This is a genomic window from Acidovorax facilis (assembly GCF_050626955.1).
Classification (GTDB): Bacteria; Pseudomonadota; Gammaproteobacteria; order Burkholderiales; family Burkholderiaceae_C; genus Acidovorax; species Acidovorax facilis.
In genome coordinates, this window is sequence record NZ_CP192460.1 from 2,649,583 (window position 1) to 2,666,058 (window position 16,476).

Here is a 16,476-nt window from a genome sequence, read left to right on the forward strand (position 1 = left end):
TGTTGATGGAACCGACGCCTTAGCGGCCCCGGAGTTCGTTGAAGGCTGCAGCGGCGCGCTTGCCGATGCTGCGGTCCGTGTCTTCGCCCTGATTCGTGGGCGCGGCGGAGGCGCTGCCAGGTGCGGCGGGCGGGGCATCCTGCTGGTGCTGGGCAGCAGCTGCTGAGGTGCGTGCGGCCTGGGCCTTGAGCACGGCAAGAGCGGCATCACCCGCAGAGGTCTTGCCGTCGAAGGCCAGGGTATTGATCAGCTCCTTTTCGCCATGGGCGTCGAGGGCCAGCACGGCCTGGATGCGCTCACGCTCTTGCGTGGCCCCCAGGGCGAGGAATTCGCCGCGCATTTGGGCGAAGAGTGGCGCGTGGTCCTGCTCGAAAGACGCACGCGTGATGGGGGTTTTGTTGTCAGGGTCAGCCATGACGGGTTCCTTTTCACGGGTTGTGGTTGTGTCTTTGGGCGCAGCACCGGCGCTTGGGGACGGAAGTGCCGCCACGGCAAACACGGCCTTGCGGCGCGTGGCGTACGGGGCGGGGTTGGTGGCCATGCTTTCCACCAGTGCGTCGAGGGTGGAGACACCGTCCACCAACCCCGCATCGATGGCCTGCTGGCCCCTGAACACACGGCCATCGGCCATGCGGTCCAGAACTTGTTGTGCCGTGGTGTCGCGGTATTGCGCGACGGCGTCCACGAACAGCGAATAGACGTAGTCCACGTCGGCCTGGACGATGGCGCGGGCTTCGTCGCTCAGTGGTTCGTTGGACTTGGTGAGGCGCTTGTATCGGCCAGCGACGATGCTTTCCTCGCGCAGCGCGCTGTTCGGATTGAAAGTGCGGTCGATGACCACGCCAATGCTGCCGGCCTGCACTGTGGGGCCGCTGACGTACACGGCGTTGGCCGCGCTGCCGATCCAATAGCCTGCGCTGGCAAGAGCGCCATCGCTGTGCGTGACGATGGGTTTGATCTTCGCCAACTCGTGCACGGCAGCGGCCATCTCAGGCGTACCAATAACACTGCCGCCCGGGGTATCCAGCGCCAGGATGGTGGAACGCACGCTGGAATCAACCGTGGCGCTTTCGAGCTGCTTGGTGGCCATCTGAGTGCTGAGCCCCCCGCTGACCTGCATGAACAGGTTTGCCTTGGGTGCGATCACGCCAGACATGCGAAGCACTGCCACACCGCCAGGCTCCACCGAGTAGGCCTGCTGCTCACTGGAAAGGGGGCGACCGAGGCGGGCCTCGATGGCGGCGATGTCGATCTTCTCGCCGCGCAGGTGAGTGGCATAGATTGCCTGGATCTCGCGCAGCTTGTCGGGGTCGATGGCCCAGGCGCCCGTGATGAGATCGAGCAGAGTCATGGGGTAGTGCCCTCCTTGGACTTCGGGGCCGGTGATGCGCGGCCGCCGACAATGAATTCGAGAATGGAAAGCCGGTTTTCATGCCGGTTGTCCTGGCCTTGCAGGCTGCGCAACTCGGTGTACGCCCAGCCGACCAAGCCCAGCGATGACACCGCGACGGAGCCCACGAGTTTCCAGGTCCAGCTGTGCACCTTGAGTTCGGAGCTGATCTGCTTGATCGAGTGCGCGTGCTCGTCAGAAAGCTGGAACAGGCGGCGCTGATTGGCGTCGAACGACACCAGACGCTCTTGCAGCACCGCAGACTGGCTGCTGACGGTGCTTTGTTGCTGACTGATGGCCAACAGCAGGCCCTTGAGTTCCGAGTAGTTGAGCAGCAGGGTGTCCACACGCTCGGCCAGGATCGCGACCTGTTCGGCAGAAATGGTTTTCTCGGTCATGCGGGTACCGCTTCGTTTTCGACGGCATCCTCTTTTGAGGGAGCTGCCGATGGCTTGGGCGAGTTCTGTGGAGCTGCTGCACCAGCCTTGGGCACTGGGAGCATTTGGGCTTTGCGCAGGCGCGATTCCTCGGCTTCCTTCTGGTCGAAGGTGTCGTTCCAATCGGTGCCGAACAACTCCCACTCGGCACGCTCACGAGACATGAACCGCTCGTTTACAGCAGCGCTGTATGCAGCTACCTCATCCTTGGGGTTGATGCTGCCCATGCTGTCGCCATGCCAGAGTGCGCGGGTGTATGCCCAACGCAGCAGGGGGTCGGTGAAGAACCCCGGGGCCGTGACACGGCCGCGTGACACCGCTTCGGCGAGCCATGTCTCATACACGGGCTGGCAGAAGCTGCGCGAAAGCCAGGTGCGCACCGAGCGGAAGTAAATGCCAGCATCAAGCAGCGCTGCCTTGCTGGCGGAATAGCTGGCGTCGAACTTCTTGACCAGCAGCTCGTAGGGGATGCCCAGCGCCATGCCGATCTGGCGCAGCACCGCTTGGACAAAGGGGTCGAAGTTAGGGTTGGGCCGCAGAGGGTTTGCAAACTGCGCTTCTTCACCCTTCGCCAGATCGATGATGGCGGCTGGCCCCAGTTCGGAAACGTCGCCTCCGCCGCCGCCTTCACCGGGCGCGCCTCCACCCTGGAAGATGGGTGCTGCAGCGTTGCCGCCATCACTCTTGATAAAGACGGTGAAATAGCTGCTGATGACAGCGGCTGCAATCTCGGCCTCTGTGTAGCGTGTGAGTTGCTTGATGCAGCCGACGATGGGCGCCAGGTAGGGCACGCCGCGAGGCATCTCGGGCCGCAGCTTGCGGTAGTGGTGCAGGATGCGCCGGCGCCCGGACCTGCCCAGGCGGTCGTACCACCGGCCTGCCCAGCGGTTGCCCGCGACACGCACGCCACCGGGATGGTGGTCGTAGATGAAAAAGGCCATGGGCATGCCGCCTTGCCCCATGCGGACCCCGCCCGCAACTTCTTCGGTGTCCCGCGTCCCCTGAGGATTGCCGCAGCGATCACCCTCCAGCAACTGAATGCGGAGGCGGTAGGGCTGTGTAGAGGTGGGTTCACCGTCAGGCAGGATGGTGAAGGTGTCACCGCTCTCCAGCGTGCTGCGCAACAGGAGCCCTTGCTGTTCGTAGAAGTTGAGCGTGCCTGCGATATCGCATTCAGGGCTGTCAGCCCAGAGGCTGAACTCGGCCTGAACGTGCATCTTCCAGGCCACGGTCTCTTCCACGCTCCAACCCAGGATGCCACGGTGCGGCTGTGCACTGAGAGCAAGGCCGGTGCCGACGACGCGATCCACGTTGGTGTTGATGGCGCCCAAGGCAATGGGACTGGTACGCACAAGGTCGCGCGACTGCCCGCGCTGCAGGGGAAGGTGCTTGAGGCTGTCGGCCTTGGCATCGCGGGGCGCGGGCCGCCAGCGGCGTGAGCCACCATCGTCGCGCGTGCCCGTGGCATCGTCTGATCCAAAAAGGGCGTTTTCGCCACCGAGAGAGCCACCAAGGGATGCGATCACATCGAACTGCATCTTGCTCTTGAGGCGGTTCACGGCATACGTCGGCGCCACCCGGCTCACGAGGCGATCGAGGAGGGATGCGTGCATGTCAGCACCTCGGGCGTAGGTAAGAGACGCGCCCACGGCGGGTGGCTGCGGCCGTCAGTTTGGCGATCTCGATGCGTACTTCGCGGATGCCGTTCTGCACCTGTTCCAGCTCGGCCCGGCGCGTGCGGCGGGCAGTGCCGCCCTGCCCCACGCTGTACTCTTGCGATTCGAGGATCTTTGCCTCGGCCGTCAGGTAGTTCGCCAGGCGCTGCTGCGCCAGCTCCAGCGGCGTGATTGCAGGCGCCGCGCTCATGCCCGCCCCCCGCGCGCCACCATGGCGGCCATGGCCTTCTGGAACTCGGGCTGGAAACGCTGCAGGGCCACGCGCTGGACCACGCCCGTGAAGTCCAGGCGTTTGCCGTAGGTGGGGGCGTCATTGGTGAAGACGAACAGCGCACGGATGCGCTTGCCTTCCCGGCGCCAGATGCCGTCTGGGCGATTGCCGCCGTTGGGCTTGCCGACGAACAGGTCGTTTTCCAGTTTGCGGCCTTTACGCTGTTTGAACTCCGCGTTGGAGACGGCACGGATGTTCTTGAGCGCCGCCAGGATGGTGCGAACCTCGGCACCCTTGACGTTGCCGTTTGCGTCCAGCGACAGCCCCTTGCCGGGCATGGCGAACTGGCCCGCGCCAAGCACACCGGCGTAGCGCATGGCGGCCTCGGCACGCTTGTGCTTGCGGCCTCCGCCCTCGACCTGAGGAAGCAAGAAGTTCTCGGGCGCAATGCCCGCAGCACTCGTCTTGACCATCACCCGCGCACTCAATGTGTCTTTGGTCGCAGGCTCAATGCGCAGCGAGTTCAGGGTGTAGGCCACGGGGTTGCCGAACACCGAACGCATTTCGGCGGGCAGCTCGATCTTGGCCGCGTGCTGCGCGGTGCGCGTGAGCGCCGTGGAGGCGGCGTACGGCACGATGCGAGCGGGCACGTCACGCACCGATGCAATCACATCGGCCATGTTGCCGCTGCGGCGAATTTCAAGCATGTTTGGAAGCCCCAAAAGAAAGCCCCCGGGGCCTTTCGGCTGCCGGGGGCATGCTGCACAACTGCGTTGTGGACTATTGATTTTCAGGCTGGCGGAGTTTTGAGACCTACCTGAATTGGGGCCAATTTTGGGCCAAAGTGTCTTATCACGTCTATCTCAAAAGTGTCCTATCCAGAGATGACAAAACTGAGATTGACAAAAGAGACTAGAACTACTTGTCCAAGAAAACAATACTCGCTGGAGCTACTTCCTTGACCTCTCCACTGTCAAGTTCAACCACCCCATACGTAACCTGAAATGGCTGATCTCCCTCCCCATAGCCAATCTTGCTGCCCCATTGGTGAAACACGCCAGTGAGTGGATCCTGATACTCGCGCTTGATTTGGCATTTTCTAAGTTCGCCCATATTTCCTCCATGTAGTTAGTCAATTTCAGATGCACCATCTGATTTTGGCTGGGTGCGTCCGGCTGTCATGGTAGCGAACTTCGACATTTCAACTTCTAACAATGCAGTAGAGGCTTTGTACAGCTTCTTCCGAAACTCTGACAGCACCAAGTAGAAATGGGAGCGGCTGATCTTCAAAGCCGCTGCTGCCGACTTGACCGGTGCGACACGGTGGACGTAGTAGAGTTCGAACACACGCTTGTCGAGCGCGTCCGGCTGACACGTATACGCGATGTGAAATGCCGCCAACTCAGCGCTGGAAATTGCATCAGGCCCCCCGGGCTGCAACGGCCGCGTACGTGTGCCGCTGAGTTGCCCCAACACCGATCCCATTGTTGGTGGCGGGCCGTACAGCCTCCTGGTTGCCTTCCATGCGACCCAGCGTTCACACAAATCGTCGAGGTCCCGTTGCTCTTCATCGAGTGGTGACATCTCCTCGCCGTCACGGCTCGCCGGACCTGGGGCCGCCAAGCGCAAGGCTTCTGTGTCGTACTGGTTTGATTTGTTTGTCATCGGCGAAGTCCTCTTGATCGCATCCGGCGCCCGACAGGCGCCTGAGGTTGATAAATGGGGGTGGGCGTGGGAGCGCTCTGCGGGGGGGTGGGCGCTACGCTGGCTTGCTGGGGTACAGACGTCTGTACGGTCGGTCCGGCTTGGGGCGCTGGGGAGGTAGTTGGACCAGGCGCCATGTGGACTTGCCGAACCTCGCCTGCGTCGGTGTTTGACAGGTATGCCGGAGTGGCCTCCGGCATGGGGGCAAACATGTCTCTGTTGCGAGGGATGAGCTTGTCGCGCAGGCGCTGCCAGTCCAGGGCACTCCACTTGTGCAAGCCCAGGCGGTAGGCGATGGCGAGGTTGTAGACGGAAAGGTCCAGCGGCTCATTACGGGCGCCGTTGGGTTTGACCCATTCGCGCACCGCCCTACCCTTCACGTATCGGGTTCGAGGCTGTTCCACCACCAGTCCGGCAAACCACTCTGCCGACAGGCTCTTGTGAAAGCGCATGGCGCCCGGACCTTCGGCCAGGTGGAAGCGGTTGAACAGATAGTCTTTGGCGACGTCGGTACCGACCATCCAGCGCTCCACGCCTCCTGGCCGCTTGCTGCCGCCCCAGTCGATATCCACTTTGCTGGGCGTGCTGCTGATGATTGGACGGTTTGGCCTAGGCGATCCACCCAGCACCGTGCAGCCAAGGTGCGCGCGGTTCGATCCGTAGTTGTACACATCCTGGGTGTGGTGTCCCCCCGCGTCGATACCATCTGCGCTGATCTGGATAGCTCGGCCACTTGCATGCAGCAACGGGGTGCGGCGAATTTCATCGAGCCGCGCCCAGACGCTCTTAGGGTCGTCAGGCGAATCTGAGGGCAGACCTGGGAGGATGATGTGGTCCAGCACCCAATGCTGCATGCCCGGACCCCAACCCTCGATCTGTACCTCTAGCCACGTATCCTGGGTGTCGGTTGCCATGGTAACCACTAGCGCCTCATCGGGAATCACACGTGGAGGGGTGTCCTCCGCACGGTCCTGCAGTTGCTTGGCGGTGGTGTTGGATTCTGTGTTGCGGTAGCTCAGGCCCAGGCGTGTGTTGTAGAACGCCTGCATGAGTGTGTGGTCACCCCGCTGCCGTGCCTTTTTGGCGCGGTCGTATTGGCGTGCCAGGGTGAGCCAGCTGGTGGCACCAATCGGCATGTAGAAAGCCGACATGGTGAAGCTGACAGTTTCGCCGTCGCCCGTGGCGGTGGCATGCCAGTGGGCAGTGCCTCCCTCTGCCTCGTCGAGGAACATGCTGGATTTGTAGCGTTCCTCGATGTCGCACTCGCAGCTCGGGCAGACAAACCAGGCCCGATCCATGAAGCCGGTATCTTCGTCGCGTCGGTAGCGGAAGTTCTCCAGCACCAGTTCGTGGTGATCTCCGCAATTTGGGCAGGGAACGCGGTAGACCTCCTGTGTCCCCATCTCAAACAGGTCATCGATCTTGCTGAAGCCCTCGAAGGTGGGCGAGGAGACTTCGTAGAACTTGCAATCGCGCTCATGCTGCGTGGCCCGGGCCTCGGCGATTTCGACCGAATCACCTTCCTCCAGCGGCGGCAGCCGGTCAACTTCGTCGATGAAGAGGTACCGTGCGGTGATTTCCGCCAGGTTGGACGCGGAACCTGCGGTGTTGATGTAAAGGGTTGCATCGCCACGGAAGTCTTTGGCCTGGGTGGTGTTCCGCTTGTCCCTGCTCTTTTGCTGGCTGACGCATTCGCGCAGCTCAGGCACGATGCGGATGGCTTGCGAGATGCGGGCGGAGAACCGCTTTGCCAGGCCATCGGTGGGCTGCAGGGCCAGGATGTTGCCGGGCGAACGATGAATCCACGCTCCGATGGCGTTGATCGCAGTCTGCGTCTTGAACATCTGCGAGGCGACCTTCGCGACCACGCGCTTGCACGGGTGGCCTGGTGAAAGCACCTGGTGCACCCGCCGCGCATAGGGCGTGCGCTCGAATCGAAACTTGCCAGGGTGGGCTGCGCTCTTGGGCAGCTCCATGAACTCCTCGGCCCACTCGTCGATGCGCAGCTCGGGGTCTGGGCGCGCGCCCTCAATGGCTGCGCGAACGACCAGTTCATAGCCGTCAGCGAGGTTCATGCCACGCCTTCCCGCGCGAGAATGCGCTGGTCAAACACTGGAGATTCGCTATGACTTGGTATTTCTACGACGACACGACTACCCCTTGGGATCGAATCAGGCGCGGACATACGCTCTCGGAACCCGAGAACGTCGCGCTCGTCGCGGCGGCCAGCGCCGCGATGGCAAAACTCGGGATCGGGCCGGTAGAGGGAGAGAGGTTTCAGACGATGCTGAAAACTGGGGAGGTTTCTTTTGCTGGAGTCAATGAGAACGACCGCCCCATACTGGCGACGCAAAAAAAAGACAGCCACCCAGAGCTTCGGCTCATTGGAGAAATGTGACCGCTCCTTAGCGAACTCTTGCTTGGTCATCAGGCAACCTCGGAAAAGAGGCCGCTGTCTGCACTGGCCAACGCTGACTGGCAGTTGGCATTCAGCCAAACCACCTCCGTCCGCAAGGCAGTTCCCCGACCACTGCTTATCCTTGCCGCCGTGCAATGCGAGGTCCATCCCGGCAACTCGTCAGCGTACAAGTCCGACGCATAGCCGGACAGGACAACCATGCCCCGCAGTTCGCGCAGTACTCCCAGCAGCTCAGCGTGATCGTCGTCGCTCATCTCGTGTCGATAGCAACCGCTTGAGTTGCGAAGCACTCGGGTGCTGTGGACATAGGGCGGGTCAACAAAGTGCAGCGTCTCGTGGCTGTCATGCTGTTGCAGCACATCGACTGCTGGGCGGTTCTCGATCAGCACCGCCTGAAACCTCTCCGCTACGTCGAGCAGGACAGGCGGATAGGCAGCCCAATCCATCTGAGCGGTGGAGTAGCGCCGCATCGTGTCGGTGCGCAGGCCTGTGCTCCCCTTGGTGGCTCCTGCTGAACCGAAACCCATCTGGGCTCGAACTGCCGTGCGCCGCGCACGCTCGACCAGATCATCGGTCGGTTCCCAAGCCGTATCAAACTCTGCCCGTGCGTAGGGCGTCAGGGTGATGGCCTGCACAAGCCGATCCCGTAGCTCAGGCGACTGCAGGCAACGGAAGAATGACACCACGTTGTCGTCGAGGTCGTTGTAAACCTCCCCGTGACAGCGCGGCTTCTGCAGCAAAACACCGGCCGCGCCACCGAAGGCTTCGGTGTAGATCCGATGCGGGGGAAAGAACTGCATCACCCAATTGGCAAGCCTGAACTTACCGCCGTGGTAGCGCAGGGCGGGACGTGACACGGTTGTCATGCTGCCCTCCGCATCGGAACCTTGCTGTTCCAGTTCGCCTCAATCACAGCCCGCCCCAGCGGTGGCGGCACTGCATTGCCGCACATGCGCACCTGGATGGACTTGCTGAAAACGCGCCCGTCGTGCCCCCGGTCGATGATGTAGGTCTTGGGAAAGCCGTTGGCGTTGTACAGCTCGCGCGGGGTGAGCATGCGCAGCTGGATGTCCACGATGACGTAGGGCGTTCCGCGCAGCCATACCGTGACAAGTGCGAGGCGGTCTTTGGTAGTGCTGGTGGACATGGGCTGTCGCATGTCGCCGAGCTGCCCGCCCTGGCCGTAGTAGCGGATCAGGAAGGCTGCGCAACGCAAAGCGCCCTCTTCGGCTTCGGGCGACAGGGTGTATTCAATGAGCGCATGGTGCTCACCCCCGGATGTGATCGTGGGCACAGGATCGGCCAAGTCCTCACCGACACAGTTCTGACGCAAGGTGGCGAGGTGGGCCGTTACCAACCGTTGCTGTGAACCCGTGGCTGTGCTGGTGGACAAGGGCTCGCGGGCATCGCGGGCGGGGGTGGCATTGAAGCCGCCGTTGGCCTGCTCTACGAAAGCAGCAACTGCGGCGAATTTCCCAGCGCCGACTACAGTGCCGAGCGGTTGATGGGCGTCCAGGGCGCGCGGAGCCTGGCCTTCGCGTTCGCCGTAGCCCATCTGCACCAGCGTCCCCAAGGCCACGGCTTGGCCGCCGCCGCTGGCGGTTACCGTGCCTACGGGATCGCGCACGCTCTTGTTGCCGTGACTCCAGCGTGGCGCGTCTGGTGTGCCCTGGCCATGGCCTGCCTGGACCATCACGGGGGCCACCACGGCGTGCGACCCGCCGCGCGGCCAGGCCGTGACGGTGGAGAGCGGATCGCTGGCGCTGGTGACTCCAGCGCGCGACCAGTTGGCGATCTGCACAATGAAGGGGTCAGCGCTGTCCAGCACGTACCGCTTCATACCGTGAGCCACACGGCGCAGGGTGGCATCGGCCAGCGGCTTCTCGCGCTCAAAGATGCTGCGGCCTTGGATGCTCCAGTCGATGCACTCTGCTGCCGAACGCCAGCGCTTCTGGCCCTTGGCCGGGTTCTTGAAGTGGGTGGGTTCCGGCCAGACGATAGGGGCGCCGTCGCAACGCGCGACCATGAACAGGCGGCTGCGCGTGGTGGGGGCGCCATAGTCAGCCGCGCACAGAATGCGCCATTCAACAACGTAGCCCAGGCTTTCCAGCGCCCGGACAAATGCGCGCCAGGTCTTGCCCGCTCGCGCCGGGTCAGGAATCAGATGTTGCTCCTGGACAGGTACGCGTTCACCGACTGAGGCCACGGTGCCGTCGATCTTCACAACGCGCTTCGTCTTAGGGCACCTTTTGGCGATGAGCGGTCCCCACTGAAGGATCTGTTTCACGTTCTCCAGCGTGACGATGCGAGGGCGCTTCGTGCCGCACCAGCGCGGAGCGATCCAGGCGAGGCCGCGCAGTTTCTTGTTGCGCGGCTGCCCGCCCCGGGCCTGGCTGTGGTGGGTGCAGTCGGGCGAGAGGTGCAGCAAACCCACGGCCCGCCCTTTGGTGGCCCTGCGCGGGCACACCTCGAACACGTCTTTCCAGTGGTGCTCGGTCTGCGGGTGGTTGGCTGCGTGCATGCTGCAGGCGTCTTCGTCATGGTTGACTGCGATGTCCACATGGCGGCCAGTGGCCTGCTCAATTGCTTCGGACATGCCGCCGCCACAGGCGAACTCATCGACCAGCAGTTCATCGTCCAGGCCAAGGATGAATTGGGGGGTGCGCATCAGATGTTTTCCTTTGGAGGCAAGAGCGCGAGCAGGCGGGACTCGAAGCCCTCCAGCGCCTTGCGGGTTTCGTCGGTGATCGTGTGTTCGATGTCGCGGGCGTCAGTCAGGCCCAAAACCTTGGGAGCTGCGCGCTGGCCCACGGACATCACGGCGTCGCGGTAGGTGCGGATGACGTCGAAGATTCCGCGCTCTGTGGCACCACGTTCAACCAGCAAGCCCGCAGCCTTGAGGTTGGCCCGCTGCGCCATCTCCGCATCAGCCTTTTCGCGGATGGCACGAAAGTCTGAATAGCCGGGTGCCGAGGGTGCGTTGTCCGGGCCGCCAGCAGGTTGCGGCGCAGGGGGCAACGCCCCCCCACCTTCAACAGGAAGAGTCGCCTCGGTGCGCTTGCTATCGGCCCGGGCGCGCGTGTTCTTCGCCCATTGGATATCAGCCACATCGGGGTCGATCTTCCCGTCGATGGTGCTGATACGCCCGTCGGCGATGGCCTTGCGCACTGCCTTCTCATCGCAACCGCGATGCCGGGCATACGCTGCCTTTGTCAAAAGCCGGACCGCCATCGGACTACAGCCCCAAAACCGGACCAAGAACCGGACTTTTCCCAGCGCGTGCAACTAGCGTCCGCGCGGGGGTCGAATTACCCCCATGACGAACGGCCCCGGGAGTACCTAGAGGGGGGGTAGGGTCAACCCTGACAGGGTCAACCCAGACGCGGCCGAGCGGGTCCGAGCGACCAGGGGTGCCCACGATCACGCATCGAGTGACCGAGAACGTCATGCGCTCCGCCCCTACATCCACACCTGTGACCATCAAGCCATCTATCGTTGTCATTCCCTTTTCCTTTTCTTTCTTAAAAAGAACAAACCGAGTTACGCGGTTATGCGCACGCGTAACACCACAACCCGCGCCACGCCTAGCGAGTTACGCGATTACGCGGTTACGCTGCACACGCACACACATGCATGCACGCACACACGCGCCCGCCTGCATGCCTGCGCACATATGCACACACGGGAGGCGCGTAACCGCGTAATCGCGTAACTACCCGCGCCAGTGCTGGGTTTGTGCGTTACGCGCTCGCGTAACCGCGTAACTCCACGGGCGCTCATTCATCACCTCCATCGGCATTGCCGCCATCGTGGGACGGGGAGCCAGACCCATAGCCGATGTATTTGCGCAAGGCCACACCAAAGTCGGTCACAGAGCTGGTAGCCCATTCGGTCTCTGTCATGGTCACGTCGTCAGGCCCAGCGTCGGGCTTGCGCAAGACGGGCTCACAGACCAGCAGCATTCGGGTGGTTTTCTTGGCTTCACCAGGGCGCGTGACGTTCATAGCCTTGGTGCGCGCAGGCTTGCCCTGCCCTTCAGAGAACCGGGTGAGCGTGGGCGTGAACTGGTTGCGCTTGAATGGGTAGCGGTCGCCAGTACGCTGGCACCACTTGAGGTAGGCGGAATACGCCTGATCCACAGCACACGCCTGGTACGGCAGATCCAGCTCACCACTCGACCACTCAGCCCAGAACTGCTCAGGGCTCTTTCTGTTGATCTCGATCAGCGCCTCTTTGGCCGCCGTCATGGGCGCGGGCGAATAGGGGTGAAACCCACTGAGGGGGTACGTCAGCAGGAAGTGATAGAACGCCTCAGCGCCCCCGCTATCCCGCCACTCGCCCAGCTTTCGGTAGTAGTCGGGGTCTTTGGCCCGGGGCGTGTACACCACCAGGTAGCGCCGATCTGAGTTGTCCAGGGCCAGCGGCTGCAGCTCATTCGAGAGGAACACGATGTTCATCTGGTTCTTCTCTTCCCGACGAGCCAAGTTCTTCGGGTTGATCTGAACCGTAGGCGACGTGATCAGGGCCTTCAACCTGTTCTTGTTGTGCACCAGCTCAGCGCGGCTGGACACCTCATCGCCCACCACAAACATCTTGCAGCTGCGCCAGTCGTTGAACTTGTCCTCCAGCTCATCCTGACCGACCAGGGCGCCGTACTTCCCATAGATCGCCACCATGATGTCGAACAAAAAGTTCTTCCCGGCGCCCTCATCCCCGTGCATCACCACCGCCGTGCGCAGCTTGGCGCCAGGGTGCTGCAGCGGGTAGGCCAGCCAGCACAGCAGCCAGTGCATGATCTCGTCGCACTCGGCATCGTGTTCGGCCGCCCGACTGGTCAGGTAGCGCACCAGATCAAGGATGGGGTCCACGTTGCCCTCCTTGGGCACCATGGCCATGCCGTCATACAGATTTACCGTCGTTTCTGGGTCGCACTGCATCGTGGGGTCAAACACCACGTCATCCAGCCGCACAGTGCGCCGCCGCTCGCTGGACTTCCACATACGCACCATGTCCGCGCCGTGGGCGTGGCCCATGTTGGCGATCTTCATCTGCAGCCGCTCCGAGCCATCCCACACGGTGTCCGTGCCGTAGATCAGCACAAAGTGCTCGACCAGGTGGTTGAACTTCCCCCAGTCGATGGTCTTTTCTTTCTTGCGCCCCTGCACCGGCTTGTCGCCAGCGGCGTCATCTGCTGGAGGCTCAGAAGGCTCCCCGGCGTCACCACCCCCATCCCCCGACATGAGCGCAGCTGCGCTACTTTGGGGGAGGGGGGGGCGGGGCCGAGCTGGGGCCGCTTTCAGCATCAGATGACGCAGCACCACCGCCCTGCCCCTTGCCCGCGCCAAAGTCCACGCGAACGACAGAACTATCGTGCGGCGCTGGCGCGCCGGGTGCAACGTGCGCCTGCAATGCTTCGCTTGCAGTCGGTGCGGGCTCCACCGCCCCGCCCTGTGGCCCGCTGCCTGGCGTTGTTTCAGCCATAGCGCCTCGCCATCATCGTGACGACGCCAGCCAGCTGCTTGCGCACGGCATCGAGGCCCTCACGCGCCTGCAGATCGTTGAAGTCGGTGTCCTTCTTGTCCCGCGTATCCAGCTTGAAGATGGGCCAAACCAGATCACAGCCCTCCACCTTGCGGGCCACAGCCCGGGCGGCATGGCGGCCGGGGTTGGTCAGATCGCCAGATACCTGGTCGCGCGTCTGCCAATCGTCGTCGGCCAGGATCAAGATGCGGGTGTGGGGATACAGCTTGCGCAGCAGCGGCACCACATGCGCCAGATTGCCCGCGTCCAGGGCAACAAACACCGGGTACAGCCCGTCGACGGCCGCCCGGGCCGTCAAGCCCGTGGCATAGCCCTCCACCACCAGCAGCAGCGGGGTGGTGTCGATGTTGATGTCACCCAAGCGCAGACAGCACCCCGGCTTATCCATCCCCCGCTGGTAAATCTTGGCCCCATCGGGGCGGATGAACTGCAAGGCACGCAAAGCCTCCTCGCGGGGCAAGTCATACCGCAGCAGCGGCACCAGCAACGTGCCCGTGGGCAGGAACACCACCGTGTCATCCTCGCCAGGATCGCCCGGCCAGCGCAACACAAAGGGCTCGGCCAGGTAGCGGCAGGATTCCCCCTTCACGCCCTTGCGGTCCAGGTAAGGCGATTGCCCATCCTTCATGCCCCGGCGCCACACATCGATAGCCTCTGCCATCGCGTTGGCAATCTCGGCCCGGCGCTCGGCCGCCGCCTTGGCGCGTTGCGCCCGCAGCTCCGCAGCCCGGCGCGCTCGCTCCTCCGGGGAGAGGGGCGCCCACTCCACATCCACCTGCTGGCGAGCGCCTCCATGGCGGTATGTGCCAAAAGAGCCAACCACATACTCGCCACCACCCTTGTCAGGGTCTCGGCGGAAGATGCGCAGCTTGTACCAGTCCTTACCGTCTTTGCCACAGGTCTTGCTCTTGGGCGTGTCCAGCTTCAGCGGCAAATCCTTGTCACGCAGCTCGATCCCGAACTGCTTCATCTGCAGCAGCACGTCCTGATAGTTGTCCATCAGCCTCGCCCTGCCCCAGTGAGTCGCTCCAGGCGATGGGTCAACGCAGAGAACTGCCCCACCATGGCCTCCATCTGGCGCGCCAGCATCTGCGCCTCAGTCTGCGGTTCGACGGGGACCGGGGGCGCATAACCAGCCTCACGCAAGAGATAGGCAGTGAGGCCATGAAACCCCACCTCACGGGCCAGCCGCATCAACAGCAGCAGCTGAGACGGGCTCAAGCGCTCGGCACGCGACCCATTCAAGCAATCGAGCAGATGGCGGGCGGCGGTCTCCGGCGCCTTATCCGGCCAGATCAGCGGCCCCACCTTCTTGGCGCCCCCCAGCGCTTTCACCGCATCCTTCGCGGCGTCCAATTCATCTTCATACAGCAACGGATCATTCACAGCAGCTCACCTCATGACTGTGCTGCCCGCAACGTTCCGAACGGTTCCGAATCATTCGGAACCGTTCGGAATGCTTTTTTTGGGCAAAAAAAAGAGACTTCAGTGCATGGAGCCATGCACTGAAATCACCATGAATAAAAAGCCCGCCAGCCGTGCGCCCAAGGAGGGAGGAAGGAACACAAAGGGAGGAAGCACGGCCACCGCTGCAAGCGGCCACGTGGCGGAAAATGACCCGTGGGCCGCGAACGCCCGCGAATCGAAAACAGGAACCATTGAAGGAACACATGAGCGACGACAACACCCTGCCGCTGACAGCCGAAACAGCGAACGCCATCGTCAACGCCCTCGGCGCGCTGGTGTTCGCCACCGTGCGACAACTGCCCGCAGACAAGCAAGCAGCCTTTGCCAACGACCTGGCACGGCTGGCGAAGAACGAAGAGCGGCAGGGCCAGACAGCGACAGAAACCATCCTGCTGGACATGCACCGCGCTGCGGTGGCTGCGGCCAGCTGACACAGGGCGCCGCTCCGATCACGAACCGCTTGGAGGCCCTCCAAGCGTTGAACTTGGCTTCAAGGTCGTCAGACATGGCGCAGCCCTCCGCCCGCGTGATGGGTGCCCACCCACCCCTGGCATACGATGGAAGCCTCAACACAACCACTGCCAAGGGGGGCGGACATGCACGAACCCGAGAAATTCCAGCAAGAGACCATCAAGGCCATCACAGACCTCCAAGAGACATTTCGGCAGACGATGAGCCGCCAGTTGGCGCTCGGGGCGATGGTGAAATCCATACTGAATCGGGTTCCTCTGGCGGCTCTCCCCTCTGTTTTGGAGGAGTACGAAGCCGAGGTGGATCACCAAGTGGCACTGATGCCTCCGAAGTTCCAGCAACCGAAGCACTGGGAGGAGTGGTCAGGCGTAATAGAAGCGCGGATAAAACAACTGCAGCAGGCGCAGGGTCCAAAAACACAAGGCCAAGGCTGACACGGCTGAAAGCACGATCCACCTCACGCACGTCGTCGAAGATTGGCTTGTGGCTACCCATGGCCGCTCACCCCTGCCCTGCTGAGCCGTCATCCTTGCCGCTCAGGCGCTGGGCGCACCACTCATTCCAGCGCGCCACCAGGTCGTGCTCCTCCAGCAATGCGCCGGCGTCCGGCTCCAGTCCCATGGAGCGCAGGATCATCACGCCCTCGGTGGTAGCTCCCACCAGGTCATACAGCTCCACCGCTGCGGCCAGCAACGCCCGCTCCTCAGGGCGGCGGGTCACGGTGAACACGGTGGGCGCGAAAAACTTGCGATGGCGCAGCGTGGTGCCAGCGGCCTCTGCCCAGCGTTCGGCCATCTCCAGCAGCTGCAGGGTGAAGGCTTCATGCATGGGCAGCCTCCATAACTTCATTTTTGATAGCGGCTTGCGCTTTCTGGTCAGGCGCTGGAGGCTGTTTTTCAGTGCCCGGAATCAACTCCGGCCAGACCTCCTGCCAGGTGTCCGGCCACAGGCTTTGGCGCGTAACCCTCCCTCCAGTCGCAGATTCAATGCGCGCCCCGAGCGACTCAGGAAGTCGGCGCTTGCCATCCCTCCAGAAGCAAACTGCTTGCGTAGTGACATTGAGGCTCCGCGCAAGGGCGGCTGCGCCTCCCACAATCTCAATCGCGTACGCAACTTGATCGAGAGGTTGGGCACGATGCGGTGTGTTCATGCCGACAATT

At 62.8% G+C, this 16,476-nt stretch carries 18 protein-coding genes; 3 read left to right on the forward strand and 15 right to left on the reverse strand.

Annotated features, from left to right (window positions below; genetic code table 11):
• Nucleotides 1-19: 19 nt before the first annotated feature.
• The 7 genes from ACQ4MJ_RS12025 to ACQ4MJ_RS12055 form a co-directional block, all read right to left on the reverse strand.
• Nucleotides 20-1,351 carry a S49 family peptidase gene (locus tag ACQ4MJ_RS12025; protein ID WP_431152533.1) on the reverse strand — a complete coding sequence of 444 codons (1,332 nt, stop codon included), beginning with the start codon at nucleotides 1,349-1,351 and terminating at the stop codon, nucleotides 20-22.
• Entirely contained in the window at nucleotides 1,348-1,788 is a 441-nt protein-coding gene (locus ACQ4MJ_RS12030; RefSeq protein WP_431152532.1) for a hypothetical protein, read from the reverse strand. The genes ACQ4MJ_RS12025 and ACQ4MJ_RS12030 overlap by 4 nt, the downstream gene beginning before the upstream one ends.
• Entirely contained in the window at nucleotides 1,785-3,440 is a 1,656-nt protein-coding gene (locus ACQ4MJ_RS12035) for a phage portal protein (protein WP_431152531.1), read from the reverse strand. Before ACQ4MJ_RS12035 ends, ACQ4MJ_RS12030 begins: the two co-directional genes overlap by 4 nt.
• A gap of 1 nt (nucleotide 3,441) precedes the next feature.
• A complete protein-coding gene (locus ACQ4MJ_RS12040) occupies nucleotides 3,442-3,693 on the reverse strand; it encodes a hypothetical protein (RefSeq protein ID WP_431152530.1) in 252 nt (83 codons plus the stop codon).
• Nucleotides 3,690-4,421, reverse strand: a complete 732-nt coding sequence (locus ACQ4MJ_RS12045; RefSeq protein WP_431152529.1) for a hypothetical protein — start codon at nucleotides 4,419-4,421, stop codon at nucleotides 3,690-3,692. Before ACQ4MJ_RS12045 ends, ACQ4MJ_RS12040 begins: the two co-directional genes overlap by 4 nt.
• Nucleotides 4,422-4,842: 421 nt before the next feature.
• Nucleotides 4,843-5,379: a hypothetical protein gene (locus ACQ4MJ_RS12050; protein ID WP_431152528.1), complete on the reverse strand. Its 537-nt coding sequence runs from the start codon at nucleotides 5,377-5,379 to the stop codon at nucleotides 4,843-4,845.
• Nucleotides 5,376-7,493, reverse strand: a complete 2,118-nt coding sequence (locus tag ACQ4MJ_RS12055; protein WP_431152527.1) for a terminase gpA endonuclease subunit — start codon at nucleotides 7,491-7,493, stop codon at nucleotides 5,376-5,378. Before ACQ4MJ_RS12055 ends, ACQ4MJ_RS12050 begins: the two co-directional genes overlap by 4 nt.
• A gap of 50 nt (nucleotides 7,494-7,543) precedes the next feature.
• Between ACQ4MJ_RS12055 and ACQ4MJ_RS12060 the strand changes: the two genes are divergently transcribed.
• A complete protein-coding gene (locus ACQ4MJ_RS12060; protein WP_431152526.1) occupies nucleotides 7,544-7,816 on the forward strand; it encodes a hypothetical protein in 273 nt (90 codons plus the stop codon).
• Between the two features lie 29 nt (nucleotides 7,817-7,845).
• Here the strand turns inward: ACQ4MJ_RS12060 and ACQ4MJ_RS12065 are convergent, their stop codons facing one another.
• From ACQ4MJ_RS12065 to ACQ4MJ_RS12090, 6 genes are all read right to left on the reverse strand, one after another.
• Nucleotides 7,846-8,703: a DNA adenine methylase gene (locus ACQ4MJ_RS12065; RefSeq protein WP_431152525.1), complete on the reverse strand. Its 858-nt coding sequence runs from the start codon at nucleotides 8,701-8,703 to the stop codon at nucleotides 7,846-7,848.
• Nucleotides 8,700-10,505: a DNA cytosine methyltransferase gene (locus tag ACQ4MJ_RS12070; RefSeq protein ID WP_431152524.1), complete on the reverse strand. Its 1,806-nt coding sequence runs from the start codon at nucleotides 10,503-10,505 to the stop codon at nucleotides 8,700-8,702. The genes ACQ4MJ_RS12065 and ACQ4MJ_RS12070 overlap by 4 nt, the downstream gene beginning before the upstream one ends.
• Complete coding sequence (locus tag ACQ4MJ_RS12075) at nucleotides 10,505-11,005, reverse strand: hypothetical protein (RefSeq protein ID WP_431152523.1); 501 nt, start codon at nucleotides 11,003-11,005, stop codon at nucleotides 10,505-10,507. The genes ACQ4MJ_RS12070 and ACQ4MJ_RS12075 overlap by 1 nt, the downstream gene beginning before the upstream one ends.
• Nucleotides 11,006-11,613: 608 nt before the next feature.
• A complete protein-coding gene (locus tag ACQ4MJ_RS12080) occupies nucleotides 11,614-13,077 on the reverse strand; it encodes a primase-helicase family protein (protein ID WP_431152522.1) in 1,464 nt (487 codons plus the stop codon).
• Between the two features lie 233 nt (nucleotides 13,078-13,310).
• On the reverse strand, nucleotides 13,311-14,378 hold the full coding sequence (locus ACQ4MJ_RS12085; protein WP_431152521.1) for a toprim domain-containing protein: 1,068 nt from the start codon (nucleotides 14,376-14,378) through the stop codon (nucleotides 13,311-13,313).
• On the reverse strand, nucleotides 14,378-14,764 hold the full coding sequence (locus tag ACQ4MJ_RS12090; RefSeq protein ID WP_431152520.1) for a hypothetical protein: 387 nt from the start codon (nucleotides 14,762-14,764) through the stop codon (nucleotides 14,378-14,380). Before ACQ4MJ_RS12090 ends, ACQ4MJ_RS12085 begins: the two co-directional genes overlap by 1 nt.
• Before the next feature lie 284 nt (nucleotides 14,765-15,048).
• Here ACQ4MJ_RS12090 and ACQ4MJ_RS12095 point away from each other — a divergent pair, with 284 nt between their 5' ends.
• Together ACQ4MJ_RS12095 and ACQ4MJ_RS12100 are read left to right on the forward strand one after the other, a co-directional pair.
• Nucleotides 15,049-15,276, forward strand: a complete 228-nt coding sequence (locus ACQ4MJ_RS12095) for a hypothetical protein (RefSeq protein WP_431152519.1) — start codon at nucleotides 15,049-15,051, stop codon at nucleotides 15,274-15,276.
• A gap of 165 nt (nucleotides 15,277-15,441) precedes the next feature.
• Entirely contained in the window at nucleotides 15,442-15,750 is a 309-nt protein-coding gene (locus tag ACQ4MJ_RS12100; RefSeq protein ID WP_431152518.1) for a hypothetical protein, read from the forward strand.
• Between the two features lie 67 nt (nucleotides 15,751-15,817).
• On the opposite strand, the gene ACQ4MJ_RS12105 is transcribed toward ACQ4MJ_RS12100, so the two are convergent.
• Entirely contained in the window at nucleotides 15,818-16,144 is a 327-nt protein-coding gene (locus ACQ4MJ_RS12105) for a hypothetical protein (protein ID WP_431152517.1), read from the reverse strand.
• On the reverse strand, nucleotides 16,137-16,466 hold the full coding sequence (locus ACQ4MJ_RS12110; protein ID WP_431152516.1) for a transcriptional regulator: 330 nt from the start codon (nucleotides 16,464-16,466) through the stop codon (nucleotides 16,137-16,139). Before ACQ4MJ_RS12110 ends, ACQ4MJ_RS12105 begins: the two co-directional genes overlap by 8 nt.
• Between the last annotated feature and the right edge of the window lie 10 nt (nucleotides 16,467-16,476).